Raw genomic sequence first — 21,416 nt, forward strand, 5'->3', positions numbered from 1 at the left:
GGTGCTCGGTTTTCACAAATCTCTAACCACATTACGGACCACGTCTTACTAAAACGCAGCCCTTCGGATATGGGAGTACAAAATGGCATTAACATCTTTGCAGAACGTCAAGTCTCGTTATCGGTTGACAGGCATAGCGTTGCGGGTATTGCTTACGAGTATGTTCTGGCTAAGCGGCTTAAGCAAACTTCTATCCTTCCACGATGCAATCGAGGAGATGCAACATTTCGGACTAAGTCCGGCAGCACCGATTGCGGCTTTGGTTATCGGGGTTTCACTGGTCGGATCGCTGCTGGTGATCGGTGGACGCTATGTGAGCCTCGGGGCACTAATGCTCGCGGTCTTCACAATGTCGACGATTCCGGTGGCGCACGATTTTTGGAACATGACCGGGTTAAACGCGGTCATGGAGAAGTACGCCGTTTGGGAACATCTCACCGTCATCGGTGCTTTTTTGCTTGTAGCACTACATTCGATACGTGAGATCAAGAAAAGTTAAGGGACAGCTGCACGAACTTGGCCAAGCTTACCAAAGAGCATTCGGTAGATATTGGTGCCGCAATGTAGACAGATCAAGCAGTAGTAGTATCGCGACCATGTCCAGTCCAGCAGCGTGAGGACGATGCGCCATGTCACCCCTTGTGGCTCAAGCTTCACAGGGCGTCGAGCAGCGACACGTCGTGCGACGCTTAGCGCCTGGGCCGGAATCGAAGCGTAATGCTCAGGCACACGGTTGCGAGCCAGCTCGCGGCTCACAGTTGAAGGTGAGCGCCCAAGCATACGGGCCATAGCCCGTATGCTTGAACCCTGCAGACGCAGGCTGGCGATCGTTAGCCGCTCTTCAGGCTGGAGTTGTTGGTATCGTCTTTCCATGGCAACACCTTAAACGAGTCAGGGTGTTGCACTTCAAACTTGAAAACTCGGTCTTTAATTTTGCAAATATTTTTTATATGAGATAAAAGATGAAGAAGTTCCCTCAACTCTCGGTGAGAGCGCGTATTTCGACACTGACTATAGTATCGCTAATGGGGATAGCAATATTGATCGGATCAGCACTCATTCGCGTGAAGCAGAGGGTAATCGAAGGGCGTGAAGAAAAGCTTCATGATGTGGTCAGCGTTGGTGTTGGAATTATGAATCATCAGTATGAACTTGCACGAGTCGGAAAAATATCTGAGGCCGATGCAAAGAAAGCCGCTCTGGAGGAGCTTGCATCCTTACCTTATAGCAGGGGAAATGCTTTTTTTGGTTTCACTCGCGACGGGGTTTACATTCTTGCGCCTGAGTTTCCACAAGAATTGGGAAAGGATCGATCGGATCTAAGAGACTCGAGAGGGACGCTCATAATTCGCGAGCTGATGAAGGTAGCGCAAGATGGGGGTGGATTTGCCAGTTACTGGTACCCCAAGGCCGGGGAACAAATACCAAAGGCGAAAGTGGCTTACGCCGCAATGTTCCCACCCTGGGGATGGGTGCTGGCTACGGGCGTATACATTGATGACGTTGACGCCGAGTTCTATACAGACATCGCAAAGCTCGGGGGCGCGACCAGCGCTGTATTGCTTGTTCTTCTTGCAGTCAGTTGGAAAATCACCGGAAGTATTATGAAAACCCTTGGTGGCGAGCCAACATACGCGGCAAAGATTGCTAAGCTCCTCGCCAGCAACGATCTGACGGGCGATGTGAGGTTGATGCCTCGGGATCGCTCGAGCTTGCTTCATGCACTTCATGAAACGGTCAAAAATTTAGCAGAAGCGGTATCGCGGATACAAGTTGCAAGCTCTTCCGTTGCCAGTGCCTCTCAGCAGATTGCGGCCGGAAACAGCGATCTTTCCGCCCGAACCGCAGAGCAGGCCGCGTCGCTGGAGGAGACTGCATCTAGCATGATGCAGTTGACGGAAACGGTGAAGCATAATTCCGATAGCGCACGTGTGGCGACTGCGTTGGCGGTACGAGCGACAGACATAGCCGCAGCAGGCAACGAGGCCGTGCAGGGTATGGTCAGCGTGATCGAAAAAGTTAGCGGGAGTTCGGTCGAGATTTCCGAGATCACTGGGGTAATTGAAGGCATCGCGTTTCAAACAAACATTTTGGCACTGAACGCCGCTGTGGAGGCGGCACGCGCAGGCGAAGAAGGGCGCGGCTTCGCTGTGGTGGCTGGCGAAGTACGCAGCCTTGCACAGCGATCGGCCGCTGCGGCAAAGGAGATCAAGGATTTGATAGGGTCTTCAGTGGCGATGATCAAAGACGGCGCGGAGCGGGCAACGGAAGTCAGCATCACAATAAGCGAGGTGAAGCGGGCGATCAAGCAGCTTTCCGACATCATCGGCGAAATTGCGGCGGCTTCCGAGGAGCAGAGTCGCGGCATCAAAGAGGTGAGTAGGGCTGTTTCGCAAATGGACGAGGTGACGCAGCAGAATGCGGCGCTAGTCGAACAGGCTGCCGCTGCAGCACACTCTCTAGAAGAGCAGGCGATGAACCTGAAAGACGCAGTATCGGTTTTCAAGCTCGCCGACCCTGGGCACGCAATTCCTGTGCGACTACTTGAGAAAGGTGGAGTTTCAGCGAGAGATCCGTACGCTACGTAGCGCTATCTCAATGGCCGTTGTGATGCGCGCCGGTCTCCTGAGTTATCGGATTTTGATACCGCGACGCCGGTTTCGGTTGCTGATACGGTGTCGCTACGGTTCTAACCGAACGGCCTACGTATGGTTCCGGCAGTGGCAGAAGATGTGGCCGCTCTTCGAGCAACACTTCGGCAGGTACACGTTTGGTCGTACCGTGCACACGGACGTTGGCGACGTCGCGCAGCCACAGCCTGACGCGCTCGTTGCAGAGGCCGCACTCCGCCGTCAGCCCTGCCTGTTTGAGTTAACCAACGGGACCCAGAAGCTGTAGCGCAAATATCCGTTCATACGCTCGACCTTGCCCTTCGTCTTCGCGTGGTATGGCTTGCAGACGCGAGGCACGAACCCATGGTGTTTGGCGAAGTCAGCTAACCCCGGATGATATCGGTGCTGCTTCTTGCCAAACGCATCGCGCTTCAGGATCACTGTCTTCATGTTGTCTACAAGGACTTCCACATTTTTAGCAAGCGCCGTCCCATCGGCCCCGACTCACGTTATCGCGGCGCGGTTAGACAGTGGTGATCCAAACGCCCGTGGCTGTTACCGAGGTTGCTACGAGTTCGAGGTATATGGACGGCGTGTCTACAAACGGACATCATTGCTGTCATAGTGACAGTGGTCACTGATGAAAGACGCGCGCCAAAGGCTCCAGTCGTACAGGGGGCATCCGGACTTCACAGTCCCGTTCATCCCAACAACATGAGCGAGCATTCGTCGGCACAGGTCCAACCTCTTTACTCATCAACAACTGCACGTCACACCATGCGGGAACTCGCGAACCACAATGCAACGGGCTGCAGTTCGCTCGCGCCAAAATCAAGGCACCCTCGTAACGCTTTCCTGCCAGTGAAGCCAGAATTTATCGCAATCGCGATGCACGATTACAGATGCCGCCCCGAATTGGCAGCGCATGTTACCTCCTTTCTCGATCGTTGCGACATCCACCTGAATTCCATAACTCAGGAATTCTGCGGCATTATCGACCCGAAATCAGTGCGCTATTTATCGCGCTCGAAGCATGGCCAAGCAGCACATCGGTTCTCCACGATAGAACACGAATATCGACGCGTGACGTTGCGTGGTTTACTGTCGGCGAGTCTGCGTTTCGTCCGCACTGGGCCCATGCCAAGATCCTTGGCTGCGCCAGATCAGGTGTAGAGAATCGCTCGGTAACGGACACATATCTTGTTTTGTCTCGGTCTCCTTCGGACCACTTACAATCGGGAACGTATTGAAACCGCCGCCCAATCTTCGTCAGCGTCTGGACCATTTTCGATAGTCTGCCATCCTGACGCCATTCTTTGAACCGGCATCGACAGGTCGGCAGCGATGGATACCGCCTTGGCAGCTTTGACCATGTTTCCCCCGTCGTCAGCACCAAAGGATTGCATTGGCCACCACCTGTGTCTGAGCGCGCGGGCGGCCGGCTTGCAGAATGCCCGTAGCAGGTTTGTCATTGAGCATAGGGCCGACGCGCGACCATTCCTCGTTGGAAAGCTCCTCGAATTGCATACCTTCCTCCACATCAATCATGCTTGTCAATAAACGTCGATCAACCTAATGATGATGGTTTGCTCCTCGCGCCACACGTGGGATGACTTGCGTGAGATATAGAGCGATCGCTAGTGTGGTCCGCGTTCACTAGTACGAGTTGGCTGATATCTTGAGTGGTCTCCGGTTGCCAAGGCTCGTACCGTGTAGTGATTTTGCTCTGTGAGCGAAAGAGCGGGCAACTTGGCGGTGGAAAGCAGAACGAGAACTCTATCTGCGGAACAGAGGTCATATCCTCGATTTGGTCGGGTATGAACTTCATAAGGACGATGGCGATCTGGATGTGCAAACAGGGGCCTAGCGTCTTGCCGCAACAATCGAAGTCAAGCCACTGCCGCGTCCGTCACACAATGGCAAGTCGAGATTGGAACGTCCTGCATACGGATAGTGAACCTGAAGCAAATCCAAAGCACTCAGGGAATACCGTGTAGATGACGTTACGTCCGCTGAGTTTAGCGTAAGGAAATCCTTGGCTTATCGAAACGTGTGATCGAATGCGCCGCTCATCGGGCATTCCGTGAGCTCATAACCTCGTGACCAAATCGCGCTTTGCGGGGAGTTCGCGATGGACGATCACGTGCTCAAACTTCAATTGTCGTAACGTTAACCTGGATTTTTCCGGCCGATTGAGAGCCACACGCGCGGACCAATCTCGAGCGAGCATTTAACGATCGTTGTGGATTCCATGACAAAATGTCGCTTCGGAATTTAACATAAATCAATTTAGCACCGTTTTGATATGTAGAGGCCAAGTTGTAATGTCCGCTTTTGATGCCGTCGTATGCTAGCCACCCGCCGTATTCGGGCGCTCTAGACATCGATGGCTGTGACAGAACGGATAACAATGACGATGCGGGAACTGGACAGATTCAAGATCATTCAGGACGTAACGGAGGGACGGCTCAAGCCATGGCGTGCCGCCGAACGCCTGGGTCTGACGACGAGGCAAATACGACGGTTGGTGGCCCGATACCGCGAGTCTGGCGCGCCTGGACTGATCTCTCGAAAGCGCGGTATGCCCGGGAATCGGAGACTGGACGGCGAACTGGCCCAACGTGCTCTGGCCATCGTCCGTGAGCGATACGCCGATTTCGGTCCGACGCTGGCGTGCGAGAAGTGGCGCGAATGTCATGGCATCCGGCTCGCGAAGGAAACCGTGCGGAATCTGATGACGCAAGCCGGGCTGTGGATACCTCGCCGACAGCGCCCGCCGAAGATCTACCAGCCGCGGGCCCGGCGCGCGTGCCTGGGCGAACTGATCCAGATCGACGGCAGCGATCATCGCTGGTTCGAGGACCGGGCGCCGGCCTGCACGCTGCTGGTGTATGTGGACGATGCGACGAGCCGGCTGATGGCGCTGCACTTCACGGCCACGGAATCGACCTTCAGTTATTTCGAGGCGACGCGCGCGTACATCGAGCGCCACGGCAAACCCGGCGCGCTCTATAGCGACAAGTACAGCGTGTTTCGCAAGACGGGCGCGAACAAGGATGGCAATAGCGTGACCCACTTTGGGCGTGCGATGTACGAGCTGAACATCGACACGTTTTGCGCGAACAGCAGTCCGGCCAAGGGGCGCGTGGAGCGCGCACATCTGACGCTGCAGGACCGTCTCGTGAAGGAATTGCGACTGCGTGGCATCAGCACGATCGCCGATGCCAACGCGTATGCCCCTGCCTTCATGGCCTCCTATAACGCGCGGTTCGCAAAGCCGCCGAAGAGCGATTTCGACGCGCACCGGCCGCTGCGTGCGGATGAGAGCCTTGAACTGGTGATGATGTGGCGCGAGTCGCGCAAGGTGACAAAGTCGCTGACCGTACAGTACGACCGGGTGATGTATCTGCTGGAGGACACGCCGGAGCACCGCAGGCTGATCGATCGATATATCGAGATCTGGGAGTACCCCGATGGGCGTATCGAACTTCGGGCGGACGGCCGCGTTCTGACGTGCAGGCAGTACGACCGGCTGGCCGAGATCGATCAGGGCGCGATCGTTGAACACAAGCGATTGGGCCACGTGCTCCAGGTTTCGCAGGCGATTCAGGCACAACGCGATAACAGCCGGATCGGTAAGGCGCCTTCCCGGACTCATCTGGGCGCCCCAACCAAAGTCCAAAGTCGTTCACCAGGCAAGAAGAAACAACGCGAGTTCACTCAGGCCGACGTCGAACATGCGATTGTGGATCTTGCCCAGCAAAGACAGGCGCAACCGCAATCCCGCAAACCTGGCCGGCGGTCTGCAAGGGACAGTGGAACAGGCGTAAGCGCCCTGCCCATTCAAACGCCATCCTTCGACACTGCGTGATCTTTAACCCATGAAAAGCAAATCCTAACCCCTTAAACCCGGGCATCTCTATCTGGCCGGGAGGCGGACATCTGGATCTGGCTTTGACATGATATGTATACCGAATTAAATGGCGGAATCGATCCTATACGTTCATCTCAAACCCAATGATCACTATGTCGACTTGATGCCCGTCGACGGCGGAGCTGCTTAAGCCTTCGCCCGGCCTCCTTGGCGCGCAATTGGCGATCTCGGAGGCTGGTTGAAAGCAAGAGTCAGACAGCTGTCGTCCCGGCCAGCATCGAGTGACGGCAAAACGCAGCGCCGCAGTGGCAGGCATACTGTGCGCTGACTTCGTCGGTGATCTCGCCGTCAATGACGAGTGTGTAGTCGATAAACAGCTCTTCGCCGACCTCGACTACCTCGCAGTTGGGTTCGCACGCGTGATTCAGAAACCGCGGGCTGTTGCCGCCTCGGCTTCCGTCAATGACCCGTCCGTCCGAGAGGCCGAAAACAAACGTGTGTCCGGCCTCCGATCGCTGACGCGCGGCCGCGCGTCGCCAGCTGGTGACTTCTCCCTTGTACTCAATGAGGCGTTCGCCTGCTTCAACAGGCTGGAGAGCAAACAATCCTTTTCCATGCACGGGGCTGACGACTGACTGGGGCATGTCGAGCGCAATGGCGGCCTTGCTGAGACCGCACAGATTCGCCACGCGCGCAAACACCAGCCATCGCGGGTCGAGAAGGGAGGGCGCATCGGGAGCGGCGAGCACGTCGACTTTCGTGCTCGCCGCGCGCTTTCTGCTGGAGACCGCTTTCATAACACTTTGGCCGACGCGTTGTCCATGGCGAGAACCGCCTCTTTCAGCAGCGAGCGTACCCACGCGATTCCCTGATCCGACGTGCGATGCTTATGCCACTGGACGCATTGCTCCATCTTCGGCATTGCAACTGGCATGGCGCGTATGGTGACCGGTAAGGATCGCGCGGCTTGCCTCGCGAGCCGGGTGTGCATCGTCGCGATACGGTGCGTGCCGACCACGAGGTGCGCCGGGGACAGAAAGCTGAATGTGCTCGCCTCGACGCGCCGTATGATGCCGAGTCGTTGCATGAACGTATCTTCGAGCGCAATGCCGTCACCGGGATGGACGACCACGTGACCGGATGCCGTATATCGTGCGGCTGTCATGTCATCGCTCGCCAGGTTGCTTTCATTCCACAACACGCAGCAGAACGATTCTTCAAACAACATTTCCGACGGATGCTCGGTCGAGCAGAAGTCCTTGGGAATGATCAGCAGGTCAGCTTCGCCACGCTCGAGCACGCGTTGCGGGTTGGAGACCTGAGGCCGCAAATCGAAGCGCATGCCTGGTGCCTGCCGATAGGCGAGCTCCAGTACGTGCGGCATGAGCGTCATCATCGTGTAGTCGGAAACCAGAATCCGGAAAAGCCGGTTCGATTGCGAGGGAACGAACTCTGGCTGAGCGGCGACTGTCGCGTCGATCCGAACGAGGATGTCGCGCACGGCGTCTTTCAGGGCGTCGGCGCGTGACGTCGACTCCATCCTGCGCCCAACCTGCACGAGCAACTCGTCGTCGAAGTATTCGCGCAGCCGCGCCAGCGCGTTGCTCATGGCGGATTGGCTTAGGTGGATTTTCTCGGCTGCCCGGCTGATGCTTTCTTCCGTCAATAAAGCATCGAGTGCCACGAGCAGATTCAGATCGAGTTTGTTAAAGCGCATGCGCGCCATCTCCGTTCAATATCGTCTCCCAGTGCCGGCATCCAGCAACGTGGTCCGGCATAAGGGTTTCTCCCAAAAGTATTCAGGCCACCCATATAGCGAATGGATGCAATCCATTTGAGTGCTACGCGAGTGCATCTTAATCTAAAGCCTGTCCTGATACGACCAGATCGCGGTTGCACGTCGGGATGCCGCTGCAGTGTTTCACGCCGCCGTAGTTGAGTTTCGCTGCACCCATTGATCGATAAAAGACATGTCCGACCTGCCCATGAGGCGTCGGCAATGAGGAGACGGAAATTGCGTAGAGGATTCGCCGCGGTCGTCACCGCTTCCGCAGGCTGCATGATGTTTGTCGCGCTCGGCTCGAAGAACGCCTGTGCTCTCGAAGGCGGGGTTTCTCCCTATCCGGCGGGCGCGGTGGGAACGAACATCGCGGAGATGCCGCCCATCCCCGGACTTTTCGCTCTGGAACAGCTCAGTTACAGCTTTTCCAACGGGCTTTACGGCAACAACGGCGAGAAGCTGCCGCTTCCGTTTCATACGTCTGCGTTTTCAGCGACGACGCGCCTGCTTGCTTCGTACCCGTTCACCGTGCTCGGCGCCAACGTGTATTCGCAGCTTGTCCTGCCGGTCGTATCGCTGCATACGAATATCGCCGGTCAGCAGGGCACCCAGAACGGCCTCTCCAACATCACGCTGACTCCCGTGCTTCTGAGCTGGAGCCTGGCGCGGCATCTGACGTTCACCAGCGGTTTCGACTTTGCTTTCGAGACGGGTTCGTACAGCCCCTCGAAGCCCAGCGTGGCGGTGGGGTACATGTCGCTGCAACCGGTCGTCTCGCTGCGCTACAACGATCCCAGTGGTATCGACTTGGGCGTCGCCAACCGCCTGCTGATCAATCGCGAAAACGGCGAAACGGGCTACCGGTCCGGCACGGCATACGTGGGCGAATTCGAGGCCGGATGGAACATCGGCAAATGGAAACTGGGCCTTGTCGGAGCGTACCTGAACCAGTATACGGACGACCGGCAGAACGGTTCAGTAATTGCCGCCAATCGAGCGAAGACACTCGCGCTCGGTCCTTCAATCGTCTTCGACGCGGGCAAATTCAATATCAACCTCAACTATCAGCAGGGCCTTTATGCGGCCAACACCTCGAAGAGCAACGCGATCTGGCTGAACGTCGCGATTCCGTTGTGGGCCAAACCGCCGGAAGCTGCTGCGGGATACTGATAGAACTCCGAAGGACTTACATGTTTCGCTACTTTCCCACCAACTACGTCTGGAACCTGTCTGTCGACCTCGCCATCGAGATGGGGGCGCGTATCGGCGAAATCGAACAGATGTGTGCGCCCTTGCAGGAGGCCTCGAAGCAGCCCGATGCTGAAGGAACCAGCGCCTTCAGACAGGTATGGTCGAACATGGCCGATCGCCTCTGTGACCTCGCGAGCGAAGACGAGGCCCATGGCCGGAGGTTATCGGCTGGCGAAAAGTTCAAGCGGGCTGCGATCTACCTGATTACCGCCGAACGATTGCTGGCGCATGATGCTCCGGCGCGCATCGATCTGTATCGACGCTCGCTCGAGACATTCGCGAGGGGCGTGAGGCTCCTCGGCGAGAACTGCGAACGGGTGACGATTCCGTACGGCAGCGGCCACCTTTCCGGTCTGCTGGTGAAGACGAAGGACGCCAGCGCGCGTAGTCCCTTGCTGGTTCAGGTCAACGGACTCGATTCCACGAAGGAAATGAAATACCTCGTAGGACTGCCCGCATGGTTGGCGGCACGCGGCGTGTCGTCGCTGATCGTGGACCAGCCCGGCACGGGCGAAGCGCTGCGCCTCGACGGCCTGCACGCCGTGTACAACACCGAGGTGTGGGCGAGCGCCATCGTGGACTGGTTGGAGACGCGCGACGACGTTGATCCCACGCGCATCGGCATGGAAGGCGTGTCACTCGGCGGCTATTACTGTCCGCGCGCCGTCGCGTTCGAGTCGCGCTTTGCCTGCGGTGTCGTGTGGGGCGCGAATCACGACTGGCGCGACGTTCAGAAAAAGCGCCTGCAACGCGAAGGAGATTTTCCGGTGCCACATTACTGGAGCCACGTTTGCTGGGTGTGGGGCGCGAGGGATGTCGATGAGTTCATGCGAATCGCGGAAAACGTTCACCTCGACGGGGTGCTCGATCGCATCAAGGTTCCGTTTCTCGTGACACACGGGGAGAAAGATTCGCAGATCCCCGTGACGTGGGCGCACCGCACTTACGAGCAACTCGTCAATAGTCCGAAGCGCGAGCTCAAGATCTTTACCGATCGCGAAGGCGGCGTCCAGCACTCCAGCTTCGACAACTCGATCAACGCAGGCCACTACATCGCCGACTGGGTGGCCGAAACGCTGGGCGGGCGTACCGCTCTCTGACCCATTCCTTTAACTTGAACTCGCGCTCATGAACATCATCGGACCCGACACGCTCGTCTTCGGCGTGGACGACGTGGCAAGCTGTAACCAGTACCTTCTCGACTACGGTCTCGTGCCCGTCCGTGCGGATGAGGCCGGCGGCCGCTTCGAAGCGCTCGATGGAACTGCCATCGAAATAAGTCGTGCCGACGACCCGGCTTTACCGCCCGCGCTCGCCACGGGGAGCATGCTGCGCAAGACAACCTATGGTGTGGCCGATGCCGCAACGCTGAACGCCATCGAGGTGGAACTGCGGCGGGACCGTGAAGTAAGACAGCTTACGGACGGCTCGATAGAATCGGTCGACGACATGGGTTTTGCACTCGGTTTTCAGATTACGGCAAGGCGTTCGCTTACATTGCCTGCGGAGCCCGTCAATGCCCCCGGCGCGCCCGCGCAGCGAGGACCGAACGTGGTTGGCGTTGACGACAACGTCGAGCTCACGCCTCGCTCGCTGTCCCACGTTGTTTATTTCGTGCCCGACGCTGAAAAGGCCGAAGCGTTCTATGTCGAACGTCTGGGCTTTCGCTGCTCGGACCGCTTCACCGGTGTTGGGCCATTCCTGCGGCCAGCAGGCACGCTCGATCATCACACGCTGTTCATGATCCAGACGCCGTCGTTCATGAAAGGCTGTGAGCACTTCACTTTCCATATGGGTGGACCCACCGAGGTCTTGCAAGCCGGTACGCGTTTCGTCGAGAAGGGCTACCAGTCGTTCTGGGGTCCGGGGCGTCACCGGTTCGGATCGAACTGGTTCTGGTACTTCAACAGCCCGTTGGGCTGCCACGTCGAGTACGACGCGGACATGGACCTGCACGACGATGGCTGGACTGCGAGAACTGCGCCGATGGGGGCGGACGCTTCGCAACTGTTCCTGTTCCAGCATCGCGAGAAGTGGGCGCCCGGCGCGCCTGCCGCGGCAACGGCGAACGCCGCTGCGAAGGTCACCGGTTAGCACGAGGCGCCGTCATGTCAGTTGCTGCTTTGCCGGTTCGCCTCGCCCGATTCGATGACCTCGAGGACTCCGGGTCGCGAGGCTTCGATCCCGGCGGACAGGGGCGCGATACGTTGCTGCTTGTTCGCCGCGGCGATGAGGTGTTTGCGTATCTCGACGCGTGTCCGCACTACGGTGGTACGCCTATGGCGTGGCGCAAGGACGCCTATCTGAACGGCGACGGCACGCGGATCGTCTGCCACGCGCACGGGGCGCAGTTCGATATTGCGACCGGTGAGTGCCTGGCCGGGCCGTGCATCGGGCAGCGGTTGACGAGGCTCGACGCGGCTGTGACAGAAGACGGCAACGTATGCATATTCATGTCCCCGGACTCTGCACCAACGTGCGACGAAGCTGGGGACGAAAAAGTGCGGCGGTAAGAGCATATTCGCACAACAGCCGCACAACATTCGAACACAGAAAGCGCGCACGCGTATGACGAAGGCGGGCGCCAGATGAAATCAGGAGACGGTCAGCATGACTTCCATTCGGCATGTCCTCATAGTTGGAGGCGGCTTTTCCGGCATGGCCACTGCGATTCAGTGCGCAAAGCAGGGGCTGAAGGTCGATCTCGTGGAGATCGATCGCGAGTGGCGCGCCTATGGCGCCGGCATCAGCATTGGCGGTCCGACGCTGCGCGCGCTGAAGACGATCGGCGCGGTCGAAGCGGTGATGGCGCGCGGCTACTGCGGCGACGGCGTCAACCTCTTTGCGTCGAGCGGCGCTCCGTTGGGGCAACTGCCGACGCCTCGCGTGGCGGGACCGGACATTCCGGGCGGCGGCGCGATCATGCGACCGATTCTGGCCGACATTCTTGCCGAGGCGACGAGAGCGGCGGGTGTGCACGTACGCCTGGGATGCACCTTCTCTCAAATCGTGCAACGGAACGACTGCGTCGAGGTGACGCTGACCGACGGTACGCAGGCCACGTATGACCTCGTCGTCGGCGCTGATGGCCTTTACTCGAAAGTCCGGCAGGCCGTGTTTCCTGACGCGCCTGAGCCCCGCTATACCGGCCAGGGCATCTGGCGTGCGGTCGTGCCGCGCCCGGCGCAGATCACATGCGCAACGATGTGGATGGGCCACAAGGTAAAGGCAGGCGTGAATCCCGTTTCGCACGACGAGATGTATGTCTTCGTCACCGAGGACCGTCCGACCAACGAGCGCGTCGACCCGCAGCGCTGGCCGCAGATGCTGTGCGATCTGCTGGCGTCTTTCAGCGCCCCGCTCGTTCAGTCCATCCGTGACCAGATCGGCCCGCATTCGAGCGTTATCTACCGGCCGCTGGAACGGCTGCTTGTGCCCCAACCGTGGTTTGCGGGTCGCGTGGTGCTTATCGGCGATGCGGTGCATGCCACGACGCCTCATATGGCTGCCGGAGCAGGCATCGGCGTCGAGGATGGCATCGTGCTCGCCGAGGAACTAGGGCGCGGCGCGACGCTCGACGCGGCCTTGCATGCGTTCCAGTCACGCCGTTGGGAACGATGTCGCATCGTCGTGGAAAACTCCGGTCGGCTTGGCGACATTGAGATCTGCGGATGCGACAAGGCAGAACACGCCCAGATCATGCGCGAGACGCTCATGAGCCTGGCACAACCGATCTGAGGCGAAGGAGCAAGCAATGGTACAGAACATCACAGCAGACGTTGTGCAAAAGCCGGCCGCGCAAGCCGACGCTCCCGTGGTAGTGCGATACGGCAGCCTTGGCGTGTTGGCGCTGCTCGCCGCGCACTGCGCCGGCATGGTCGACCTGGTCGCTCTGCCCGTCTGGGTGGGCACGCTGATAGGCGACTACCATCTTGACCCGCAGCGCGCCGGCGCGCTGGTCACACTGTTTCTCGTCGGCGCGGTCGCGAGCAGCGTGTTCCTCTCACCGCGCCTGAACCGCCTGCAGGCACGCTTCATTGCACCGGCGGGCTTCGCGGTTGCCGCGGCCGCATTCGCCGTGGCAGCGGCGATCGACCGCTATGAGTTGATGGCCGGCCTGCATCTCGTGGCCGGGCTCTCTGTTGGAAGCAGTCTGAGCGTCACGCACGGAACCATGGGCCGCAGTCTTAACCCGCACCGGCTCTTCGCGGTAGCCGGCTTGTCGTTAGGCTGTTTCGCCATCGCATTTCTTGGCATCACGCCGGGCCTGATCGCGGCTCACGGCGGCAGGGCGCTTTTCAACGTGTTCGCTGGCGTGATGGCCGTCACCGCGTTCATCTGCGCGGTGGCGTTTCCGACGACCCGCTCACGCGATATCGGCGCGGCGAGCGCCGGCTCGCGGCTTGACCGGGCTGTCTGGTTTGGCATGATCGGCGTTGCCTGCATGGGACTGACGCAGGCCATGGTGTTTGCTTTTATGCAGCGCATCGGACTGGATCGCGGCTTCGGTTTCTCCGCGGTCACAGGTGTGCTCATCGCTCTGGGTCTCGTGAACCTGCTACCCGCACCGCTCGCGGGCTTCCTCGAATCGCGCCTGCGCGGGGTGCGAGTCGTGCAATGTGGGCCGCTGGCGCAGGCCGTTATCGCGGTGACGCTTACGCAGAGCAGCACCTTTGCGCCGTATGCGGTTTGCGCTTCGGTGTTCGCCGCGGTGATGATCTTCACCCACACCTTCGCGTTCGGCATCCTCGCGCGCCTCGACAGGACCGGCCGCGCCGTTGCGGCTACGCCCGCCATGCTAATGACAGGCGCCGCCATCGGGCCGATTCTTGGAGGCACCCTCGTCAAGCAATTCGGCTACGGAAGTCTCGGCACGGCGGCGGTGGCGGTTGCCGCGATCGCGACCTTCTGCTTTTCCCGGCTTTCACACGATGTACGGAACACGGGAGTTTCCGCATGAAACCGAATCGCCGATTTATTGATCTTTCGATTTACCTCGAAAACGACGTGTTGTCCGACCCGCCGCCGCTCGCGCCGAAAATCACCTACCAGGGACATGCGGATACCGTGGGCGAATTCCTGGCCATGCTGCCGGGAACGAAGGTCGAAGACTTCCCGGACGGCGAAGCCGCCGCTGCCGAATGGGTCACGTTGACGACGCATAGCGGCACGCACCTCGACGCGCCGTGGCATTTCCATTCCACGATGGACGCGAGCCTCGGGAGCCCGAAGGCGTCCACGACCATCGACGAGGTCCCGCTCGAGTGGTGCTTTCAGCCGGGCGTGAAGCTGGACTTTCGACATTTCCCGGATGGCTATGTCGCTACCGCCGCCGATGTCGAGAGGGAACTAGCCCGGATCGGCCATGAGCTGGAACCTCTCGACATCGTCGTCGTGAACACGCACGCGGGTTCGCGCTACGGACATCGTGACTACGTTAACGCCGGTTGCGGGATGGGTTACGAGGCCACCATGTATCTGCTGGAGCGCGGCGTACGGCTGACAGGCACTGATGCATGGAGCTGGGATGCGCCTTTTTCCTACACGGCGAAGAAGATCGCCGAGACCGGCGATGTCTCGCTGATCTGGGAGGGCCACAAGGCAGGGCGCGACATCGGCTATTGCCATCTCGAAAAGCTGCACAACCTCGAAGCGCTGCCGTCACATGGGTTCACCATCAGCTGCTTTCCGCACAAGATTCGTGGCGCGTCGGCCGGCTGGACGCGCGCCGTTGCAATATTCCATGAGGGAACGACATGAGCTTGCCACCCATACGCCGGATCGTCACCGCCCACGACGCGCGAGGACGCGCCGTCGTCGCGTCGGATGGCCCATTGCAGACTGTGGTCGAAATCCAGGCCATTCCGGGCACGGTATTCCATGAAGTCTGGTCGACTGCGGACAGTCCAGCTTGCTTGGACAACGGGCCGGACCCGAGCGCCGGTCCCCTGATGCTGCCGCCTCCAAAACGTGGTACGCGCTTCCGTTTCGTTGACATACCACCGGATACGCAGGAGTTTCTCGCACAGGGCGCATCGAAGATGCACGCCGCGTTTAGCGAGACGGGAGACGCCAATGTGTCGACGGTGCAAGGGGATTCTCCACATCCGCTCATGCATCGCACCGAGACGCTCGACTACGGGGTCGTGATCGACGGCGAAGTGACGTTGATTCTCGACGAAGGGGAAGTGACGCTTGCGCCCGGCAGCGTTGTGATACAACGCGGGACCAATCACGCGTGGGCTAACCGCTCGAACCGGGTGTGCCGCATGTTGTTCGTCCTTGTCGACGGGGCGTATCACAGTGCCATTGCTACGGCTCTCAACACGACCGTGGGGGCGGAAACACGATGAAACTTGCCACTTTGCGCGGTCATCGCGACGGCGCGCTGCTGGTGGTCTCGCGCGACCTTCGTCATGTCGTGAAGGCGCGTGGAATTGCGGACACCTTGCTCGATGCGATCGAACAGTGGGCGGAAGTGGCGCCGCTGTTGCAAACGCTATACGAAGAGTTGAACGATGGCCGTGCGGCCGAGGCCTTCCCGTTCGACCCGGCAGCATGCGCCGCGCCACTGCCGCGCGGTCCTCAATGGTGTGACGGTTCTGCGTTCCTGAACCACGGCCGCTTGATGGAGCGTGCATTCAACACGGCGCCTATTCCCGAATTCGAAACGGTGCCGGTCATGTACCAGGGCGCGAGCGACGACTTCCTGGGTCCGACAGACGACGTCCCATTACCGGACGAGCACGACGGCATCGACTTCGAAGGCGAGTTCGGCGTGATAGTTGACGGGGTACCGATGGGTGTGTCGGCGACAGCCGCACTGGCCCATGTTCGTCTCGTCGTGCAGATCAACGACTGGAGCCTGCGCGGGTTCGGGCCGCGGGAAATGAGGACTGGCTTCGGGTTTCTGCAGGCAAAACCTTCGACGAGTTTCGCGCCCGTCGCGCTCACGCCTGATGAGCTAGGAGCGACGTGGCGCGATGGCCGCGTGCACCTGCGATTACATGTCGAGTGGAACGGAGAATGGTTTGGCTACCCTTGCGGCAGCGAGATGAACTTTGGCTTCGGTGAACTCATTGCACACGCGGCTCGAACGCGCCGCTTGTCGGCGGGGACAATTATCGGTTCAGGCACTGTATCGAATGTCGACCGCGCGGCGGGGTCGACGTGTATTGCCGAGCGACGGGTGATCGAGATCCTCGATGAAGGACAAGCCAAAACTGGCTTTATGTGTTTCGGCGATCGGGTCAGGATGATAGCGCGTGACGAGGAGGGAGGGGCGCCCTTCGGGGCAATCGATCAGCGTGTTGTGCCGGCGGCAATTGCGAGCAACGGCGAGGCCCAACGATGAGAGTCCTGGTAACGGGCGCCAACGGCTTCGTCGGTGTCGCGCTGGTTCGCCGGCTATTGCGCGAAGGTATCGCTTGCGCCGGCGATGTGACGGAACTGCTGCTCGTCGACCAGAAAGTCGACGCGGTTCCCGCGGACGCTCGCGTCAGGGTCATCACAGGTGATATCGGTGCGCCATGCACGCTCGACTCATTGCTGTCGGAAGCCATCGATATTGTCTTTCATCTGGCGAGCATGCCCGGTGCTCAGGCTGAAGCCGATCATGTGCAAGGCGACCGCATCAATCTATACGCCACACTGGCGCTGTTCGAGCGGCTCGCGCAACAGGCAGAAGCGCATGCAAGAGTGGCGCGAGTCGTCTTCGCTAGCAGTGTGGGCGTATACGGCGCGTCGCTACCGTTGCAGATGAACGAACATACGCTTCCGAGGCCTACGACCAGTTACGGCGTGCACAAACTGATCGGCGAGCAGATCCTCTACGACTGGACGCGCCGCGGCAAGCTGGATGGCCGTTCACTGCGCCTGCCGGGGATTGTGGCGCGGCCGGGTCTGTCGACCGGGCACGGCTCGGCCTTCATGAGCGCGATCTTTCGGTCGGCACAACTCGGTCGGCCTTATACGTGCCCAGTATCGCCGTCGGCGACCGCCTGGTGGATGTCGCGTGCCTGTTGCGTCGACAACCTGCTGCATGCCGCGCGTATCCCTTCCGATGGCCTGCACACCGAGCGTGTCTGGGCGCCGCCTACGCTGCGACTGGAAGTTGGAGCGATTGTCGATGCGCTGGTTAATCGATTCGGGTCAGCGCCGATCGACTATGCCCCCCAGGAAGCGATCGAGCGGCTGTTTGGGCGTCAGCCGTCGCTGGTCGACCGTCGCGCAATCGAGGCCGGTTTCCAGCACGATGGCACTATCGATGCGCTGATTATGCGCGCGCTGGCCGACGATTGAACCGCAATGCCTGGATGGTGCAGGATCGTTTGGAAAGAAGACCTGTTTGAATAGCTGGCTGGCAAACCTCCTTGGTTGTCCGGAAATGTGGTATCGATCGCTGGCGCGACAGGCTACTTGGGTCTGACCAGCGCTCATGGGCTGGCGACTCACGGCGCCGCTGTTGCCGTAACGGGATTGGATGATGAGGCATGTTCCGGGACGGCAATGCGCCTTTTTCGGGGGACGGAGAAAATGCCGTCCGGCATTGCCTGCGACGTATCCGAGCGCGGCCGAATCGCAGCGTTGGTCGATCAGGCGTTGCAGCACAATGGGCGTATCGATGCACTGGTTTGCGATGCGGGCATCCGGGGGGCCGTCGTCCCACCAGGTGAGGGTACCGACGACGCATGGTTTCGTGTGATGCAGGCGAGTCTCCACAGCGTCGCATGGATGCATGGCGTCATGCGAGGGCGAATCGCAACGTCTGCCCCGAGATCTTGAGAGGTCCCCCGGATAACATAATGCTCGCAGCCATCAAGGAGCGATCTTTCAACGTCTTGAAGGGGCCGTCTGAAATCGGGTGCTGACGGACAGCGGTTCGGGGTGCAAGGCGGATAAGACCCGAAGCTTTGCTGCATCCATTGCACTAACGCCATTGACCGCGCCAGTTTGCCGCCCGCAAAGTAACGGAATGGCGGAGAGCTTTGCGACGACGATGAAACGCGACTACGTCGCTTTTTGTGGCTAAACCCGATGCCGTGACCGCTGCACGTGACTGAGCTCGCCGTTGCATTCAAGTATTGCAGCGAGGAGTATCCTCATGAGGTGATGAGGTGCTGCTCGCCACACGAGTTCAGGCGCAGGACCGATTCATCAACATAGTGTAAGGCGGTGTATGGAGATGCAGCGGCAAACCACATACGGCTGCCCCCAACCACGCCTGTGCGGCCTCAAGTACGACTTGCCCGTCAGTTGGGGCACGCGACTGCGGAACGCTTCGCGGACATCCGTGGGGGCCGGGAATCTGAGTTTTCCTGGACCTGCCTGCGCAATTCGGCGAAGCCGGACAGATGTCGAATGCAATCTCAGGTTAATATGGCTTGGGACGCAAACGCCGCCTCAAAAAAGTTGGCGTGACGACGATTTGTGAGACCCGACTGGAGTGTGTTGGAGGTCAGCGCCATGTGGACGGCGTGGCCGCTACGACGTGCCGAACGGCCGGCAGGCTCGAGCAGGACGAGGGCCCTCTCAGTCACATATCGACGCGCGTGCGTCCTGACCTAGCGGCTTTTATCGGTGTTACCACCATAGGCGGCTATAAAAACGTCGAGCGCCCGCGTGACTACTTTTGCGATGTTGCGCGGCGATGTGTCCGTCGGCACTCCCAGCAGGCAAAGCTCGAGCAATTCAGCCTCATAGAGCGCGCGAAGGTGCGCAGTCGCAACTGTCAGATTGCATTTGCGTAGCTGTCCGGCCTCGCTTGACTTCTGCAGAAAGTCCGTCACCATCTGCCAGCCAAACTTCGGTCCTCTTTCGTGGAACAGGGCCCCCACGCGCGAACGGCCGCCTTCGTTGTTGGCCAGCCTGCGAATGGCCAGCATTCGTGGCGTAAGCATGGCAGCCAGATAGTTCTTGCCGAAGCTTGTCAGCGCATCGCGCAGCGGCACGGATAGCTTGAGTGAGGCGAATGCTGCCTTGATTTCCTGCGAAGCGGAGCCGACCATGACCTCGGCGAACATATCTTCCTTCGATTCGAAGTAGCTATAAAGCGTTGCCTTCGACCCTCCGACTCGCGCGGCAATCAAGGACATCGACGCCTGCTCGAAGCCAACTTCGCTGAATACCTCGAAAGCAACGTCGATGATGGCCTGCCGCTTCTCTTCTGTTTTCTTTCTCATTACGGGATTTCCCTGCGCTTTGACGAGCAACGTCTATTCAATATCGTAGAGCGGGATAGTACCAAAACTGTACGGATGAGTTTATTTTCATTGACGTTGTACGCTGTCATTAAATAGACTGTACGGTATGGTTATAAAAGAAAGAGGTGTGGATCGTGGCAGACGCAGTATTGATCGGGGGGCGGGCGCGTCCGGTACGAACGACGAAGTCGGTCATGAGGTTTGCTGTGGGGCTTGCCGTGGCCGTGCTGGCGAGCGCATGCGCGCCACTGCCTGACATGCCGCCAAAGCCGTCGCCGAAGGATGTCAGCACCTACGAGACCGAGCACAGTTTCAGCGCGGGCGCGAACGCGCAATCGGCATGGCCCGCGGAACAGTGGTGGCTGCGTTACAACGATCCGCAGTTGAACGGGCTGATCGCGGAAGCACTCAAGGGCGAGCCGACGTTGGCGACCGCGCAAGCGCGTCTGCACAATGCGGAAGCGTCGGCGCAGGAAGCGGGCGCCGCGCTGTTGCCTGAAGTCAGTGCACAAGGGTCTGTCGAAAAGGAGAAGCAGAGCTACAACAACGGCTTCCCGCCTGCGCTGGTACCGCACGGATGGCGTCCGTACGGCTCCGCTGAACTTAACTTCAGCTACGAGATTGACTTTTGGGGCAAGAACCGCGCGTCGCTTGCCGCCGCCACGTCGGAACTCGACGCGGCGCGCGCCGATGTCGCCCAGGCCCGCATGGTGCTGGCGGCGTCGATCGCCGACGCGTACGCGGATCTCGCGCGTCTGTTCGCCGAACGAGACAGCGCACAAGTGGCGGTCAAGGTCCGCACGCAGTCCGCGCAACTGTTCGCCGAACGTTTCGCCAACGGACTGGAGACGCAGGCCGGCGTCAAGCAGGCTGAATCGAGGCAGCAAAGCGCGCGCGCCGACCTTTTCGAACTCGACGAATCGATCGCGCTCACCCGCAACCGGATTGCCGCCCTGATGGGCGATGGTCCCGATCGAGGCCTCGGCATCGGCCGTCCGGCCGTGGATCTGACGCAGCCGGTAGGCATGCCCGCTGATCTTGCGCTCGGCCTGCTGGGCCGCCGTCCCGACGTCGTGATGGCACGCTTGCGCGCGGAAGCGGCGAGCAAGAGGATCGACGTCGCGAAGGCCGGCTTCTATCCGAACGTAAATCTCTCCGCGATGATCGGCTTCCAGTCGCTCGGATTGAACATGCTGACGCAAGCGGGTTCGGCGGTCGGCAATGTCGGCCCGGCTATCACGCTGCCGATCTTCAACGGGGGCCGGTTGCGCGGCCAGTTGCGCGGTGCGCGAGCGACTTACGAGGAAGCCGTCGCCGACTACGACGAAACGCTGACCAAATCGCTGCGCGACGTCGCCGACGTCGCCGTCAGCAAACGCGCGCTCAACGACCGCTTGCAGGCAACGCAGGCGTCCTACGACGCGGCCGCGCAATCGCACCATGTTGCGCTTCAGCGCTATCAGGGTGGTCTGTCCGGCTATCTCGACGTATTGAGTGCCGCCGACACGCTGGTTAGCGCGCAACGTCAGCTCGCCGACATGCGCTCGCGCACCTTCACGCTCGATGTCGCGCTCGTGCGCGCGCTCGGCGGCGGCTATCAGGCGAACGCCGCCGGCTCTGCCAATGCATCGGCCGCCACCCCGCCCGCCGCCACCACGAACCCGGAAACGAACCCGAAAAATCAAAGCTGATCCCAA

The 21,416-nt window shown here is 59.8% G+C and carries 19 protein-coding genes and 3 pseudogenes; 16 read left to right on the forward strand and 6 right to left on the reverse strand.

What is annotated here, in order from left to right; genetic code table 11:
• The first annotated feature begins 82 nt into the window (after positions 1–82).
• Positions 83–499, forward strand: a complete 417-nt coding sequence (locus BLT65_RS28535) for a DoxX family protein (protein WP_091783858.1) — start codon at positions 83–85, stop codon at positions 497–499.
• Between the two features lie 92 nt (positions 500–591).
• On the opposite strand, the pseudogene BLT65_RS48785 reads toward BLT65_RS28535, so the two are convergent.
• A pseudogene (locus tag BLT65_RS48785) lies at positions 592–873 on the reverse strand (transposase); the annotation flags it as partial.
• 89 nt (positions 874–962) lie between these two features.
• On the opposite strand from BLT65_RS48785, the gene BLT65_RS28545 reads away from it, so the two are divergent.
• Complete coding sequence (locus tag BLT65_RS28545; protein ID WP_091783864.1) at positions 963–2,588, forward strand: methyl-accepting chemotaxis protein; 1,626 nt, start codon at positions 963–965, stop codon at positions 2,586–2,588.
• A 46-nt stretch (positions 2,589–2,634) separates the two neighbouring features.
• On the opposite strand, the pseudogene BLT65_RS28550 reads toward BLT65_RS28545, so the two are convergent.
• Together BLT65_RS28550 and BLT65_RS46630 are read right to left on the reverse strand one after the other, a co-directional pair.
• Positions 2,635–3,080 (reverse strand): annotated as a pseudogene (locus BLT65_RS28550) (IS21 family transposase); the annotation flags it as partial.
• 918 nt (positions 3,081–3,998) lie between these two features.
• On the reverse strand, positions 3,999–4,160 hold the full coding sequence (locus BLT65_RS46630; RefSeq protein WP_167306555.1) for a transposase: 162 nt from the start codon (positions 4,158–4,160) through the stop codon (positions 3,999–4,001).
• Between the two features lie 838 nt (positions 4,161–4,998).
• On the opposite strand from BLT65_RS46630, the gene BLT65_RS28560 reads away from it, so the two are divergent.
• Positions 4,999–6,483: an ISNCY family transposase gene (locus BLT65_RS28560; protein ID WP_091783870.1), complete on the forward strand. Its 1,485-nt coding sequence runs from the start codon at positions 4,999–5,001 to the stop codon at positions 6,481–6,483.
• Positions 6,484–6,737: 254 nt separating this feature from the next.
• Here the strand turns inward: BLT65_RS28560 and BLT65_RS28565 are convergent, their stop codons facing one another.
• The gene (locus tag BLT65_RS28565; RefSeq protein WP_091784161.1) at positions 6,738–7,130 is read right to left on the reverse strand and encodes an SET domain-containing protein; all 393 of its coding nucleotides are present in this window, start codon (positions 7,128–7,130) and stop codon (positions 6,738–6,740) included.
• A gap of 149 nt (positions 7,131–7,279) precedes the next feature.
• Complete coding sequence (locus tag BLT65_RS28570; protein ID WP_091784164.1) at positions 7,280–8,203, reverse strand: LysR family transcriptional regulator; 924 nt, start codon at positions 8,201–8,203, stop codon at positions 7,280–7,282.
• A 342-nt stretch (positions 8,204–8,545) separates the two neighbouring features.
• Here BLT65_RS28570 and BLT65_RS28575 point away from each other — a divergent pair, with 342 nt between their 5' ends.
• From BLT65_RS28575 to BLT65_RS48050, 12 genes and pseudogenes are all read left to right on the forward strand, one after another.
• Positions 8,546–9,436 carry a SphA family protein gene (locus BLT65_RS28575; protein ID WP_091783873.1) on the forward strand — a complete coding sequence of 297 codons (891 nt, stop codon included), beginning with the start codon at positions 8,546–8,548 and terminating at the stop codon, positions 9,434–9,436.
• A 20-nt stretch (positions 9,437–9,456) separates the two neighbouring features.
• Positions 9,457–10,617 (forward strand): alpha/beta hydrolase family protein, encoded by a 1,161-nt coding sequence (locus BLT65_RS28580; protein ID WP_091783876.1) that lies wholly within the window; start codon positions 9,457–9,459, stop codon positions 10,615–10,617.
• Positions 10,618–10,645: 28 nt separating this feature from the next.
• Complete coding sequence (locus BLT65_RS28585; protein WP_091783879.1) at positions 10,646–11,611, forward strand: VOC family protein; 966 nt, start codon at positions 10,646–10,648, stop codon at positions 11,609–11,611.
• Between the two features lie 14 nt (positions 11,612–11,625).
• On the forward strand, positions 11,626–12,030 hold the full coding sequence (locus tag BLT65_RS28590) for a Rieske (2Fe-2S) protein (RefSeq protein ID WP_091783881.1): 405 nt from the start codon (positions 11,626–11,628) through the stop codon (positions 12,028–12,030).
• A 97-nt stretch (positions 12,031–12,127) separates the two neighbouring features.
• Positions 12,128–13,255 carry an FAD-dependent oxidoreductase gene (locus BLT65_RS28595; RefSeq protein ID WP_091783883.1) on the forward strand — a complete coding sequence of 376 codons (1,128 nt, stop codon included), beginning with the start codon at positions 12,128–12,130 and terminating at the stop codon, positions 13,253–13,255.
• A gap of 76 nt (positions 13,256–13,331) precedes the next feature.
• Positions 13,332–14,477, forward strand: a complete 1,146-nt coding sequence (locus tag BLT65_RS28600) for an MFS transporter (RefSeq protein ID WP_279634489.1) — start codon at positions 13,332–13,334, stop codon at positions 14,475–14,477.
• Positions 14,474–15,277 carry a cyclase family protein gene (locus BLT65_RS28605; protein ID WP_091783889.1) on the forward strand — a complete coding sequence of 268 codons (804 nt, stop codon included), beginning with the start codon at positions 14,474–14,476 and terminating at the stop codon, positions 15,275–15,277. The genes BLT65_RS28600 and BLT65_RS28605 overlap by 4 nt, the downstream gene beginning before the upstream one ends.
• Positions 15,274–15,870 (forward strand): cupin domain-containing protein, encoded by a 597-nt coding sequence (locus tag BLT65_RS28610; RefSeq protein ID WP_091783893.1) that lies wholly within the window; start codon positions 15,274–15,276, stop codon positions 15,868–15,870. The genes BLT65_RS28605 and BLT65_RS28610 overlap by 4 nt, the downstream gene beginning before the upstream one ends.
• Entirely contained in the window at positions 15,867–16,871 is a 1,005-nt protein-coding gene (locus tag BLT65_RS28615; RefSeq protein ID WP_091783896.1) for a fumarylacetoacetate hydrolase family protein, read from the forward strand. The genes BLT65_RS28610 and BLT65_RS28615 overlap by 4 nt, the downstream gene beginning before the upstream one ends.
• Positions 16,868–17,818 (forward strand): NAD-dependent epimerase/dehydratase family protein, encoded by a 951-nt coding sequence (locus BLT65_RS28620; protein ID WP_091783899.1) that lies wholly within the window; start codon positions 16,868–16,870, stop codon positions 17,816–17,818. The genes BLT65_RS28615 and BLT65_RS28620 overlap by 4 nt, the downstream gene beginning before the upstream one ends.
• An 87-nt stretch (positions 17,819–17,905) precedes the next feature.
• Positions 17,906–18,301 (forward strand): SDR family oxidoreductase, encoded by a 396-nt coding sequence (locus BLT65_RS48790; RefSeq protein ID WP_425273159.1) that lies wholly within the window; start codon positions 17,906–17,908, stop codon positions 18,299–18,301.
• Positions 18,302–18,315: 14 nt separating this feature from the next.
• A pseudogene (locus BLT65_RS48050) lies at positions 18,316–18,682 on the forward strand (transposase); the annotation flags it as partial.
• A gap of 398 nt (positions 18,683–19,080) precedes the next feature.
• Here the strand turns inward: BLT65_RS48050 and BLT65_RS28635 are convergent.
• The gene (locus tag BLT65_RS28635; protein ID WP_091783909.1) at positions 19,081–19,698 is read right to left on the reverse strand and encodes a TetR/AcrR family transcriptional regulator; all 618 of its coding nucleotides are present in this window, start codon (positions 19,696–19,698) and stop codon (positions 19,081–19,083) included.
• 215 nt (positions 19,699–19,913) lie between these two features.
• Here BLT65_RS28635 and BLT65_RS28640 point away from each other — a divergent pair, with 215 nt between their 5' ends.
• Complete coding sequence (locus BLT65_RS28640) at positions 19,914–21,410, forward strand: efflux transporter outer membrane subunit (RefSeq protein ID WP_091783912.1); 1,497 nt, start codon at positions 19,914–19,916, stop codon at positions 21,408–21,410.
• The last annotated feature ends 6 nt before the right edge of the window (positions 21,411–21,416 follow it).

It is taken from the genome of Paraburkholderia steynii (assembly GCF_900100565.1).
Lineage (GTDB): Bacteria > Pseudomonadota > Gammaproteobacteria > Burkholderiales > Burkholderiaceae > Paraburkholderia > Paraburkholderia terrae.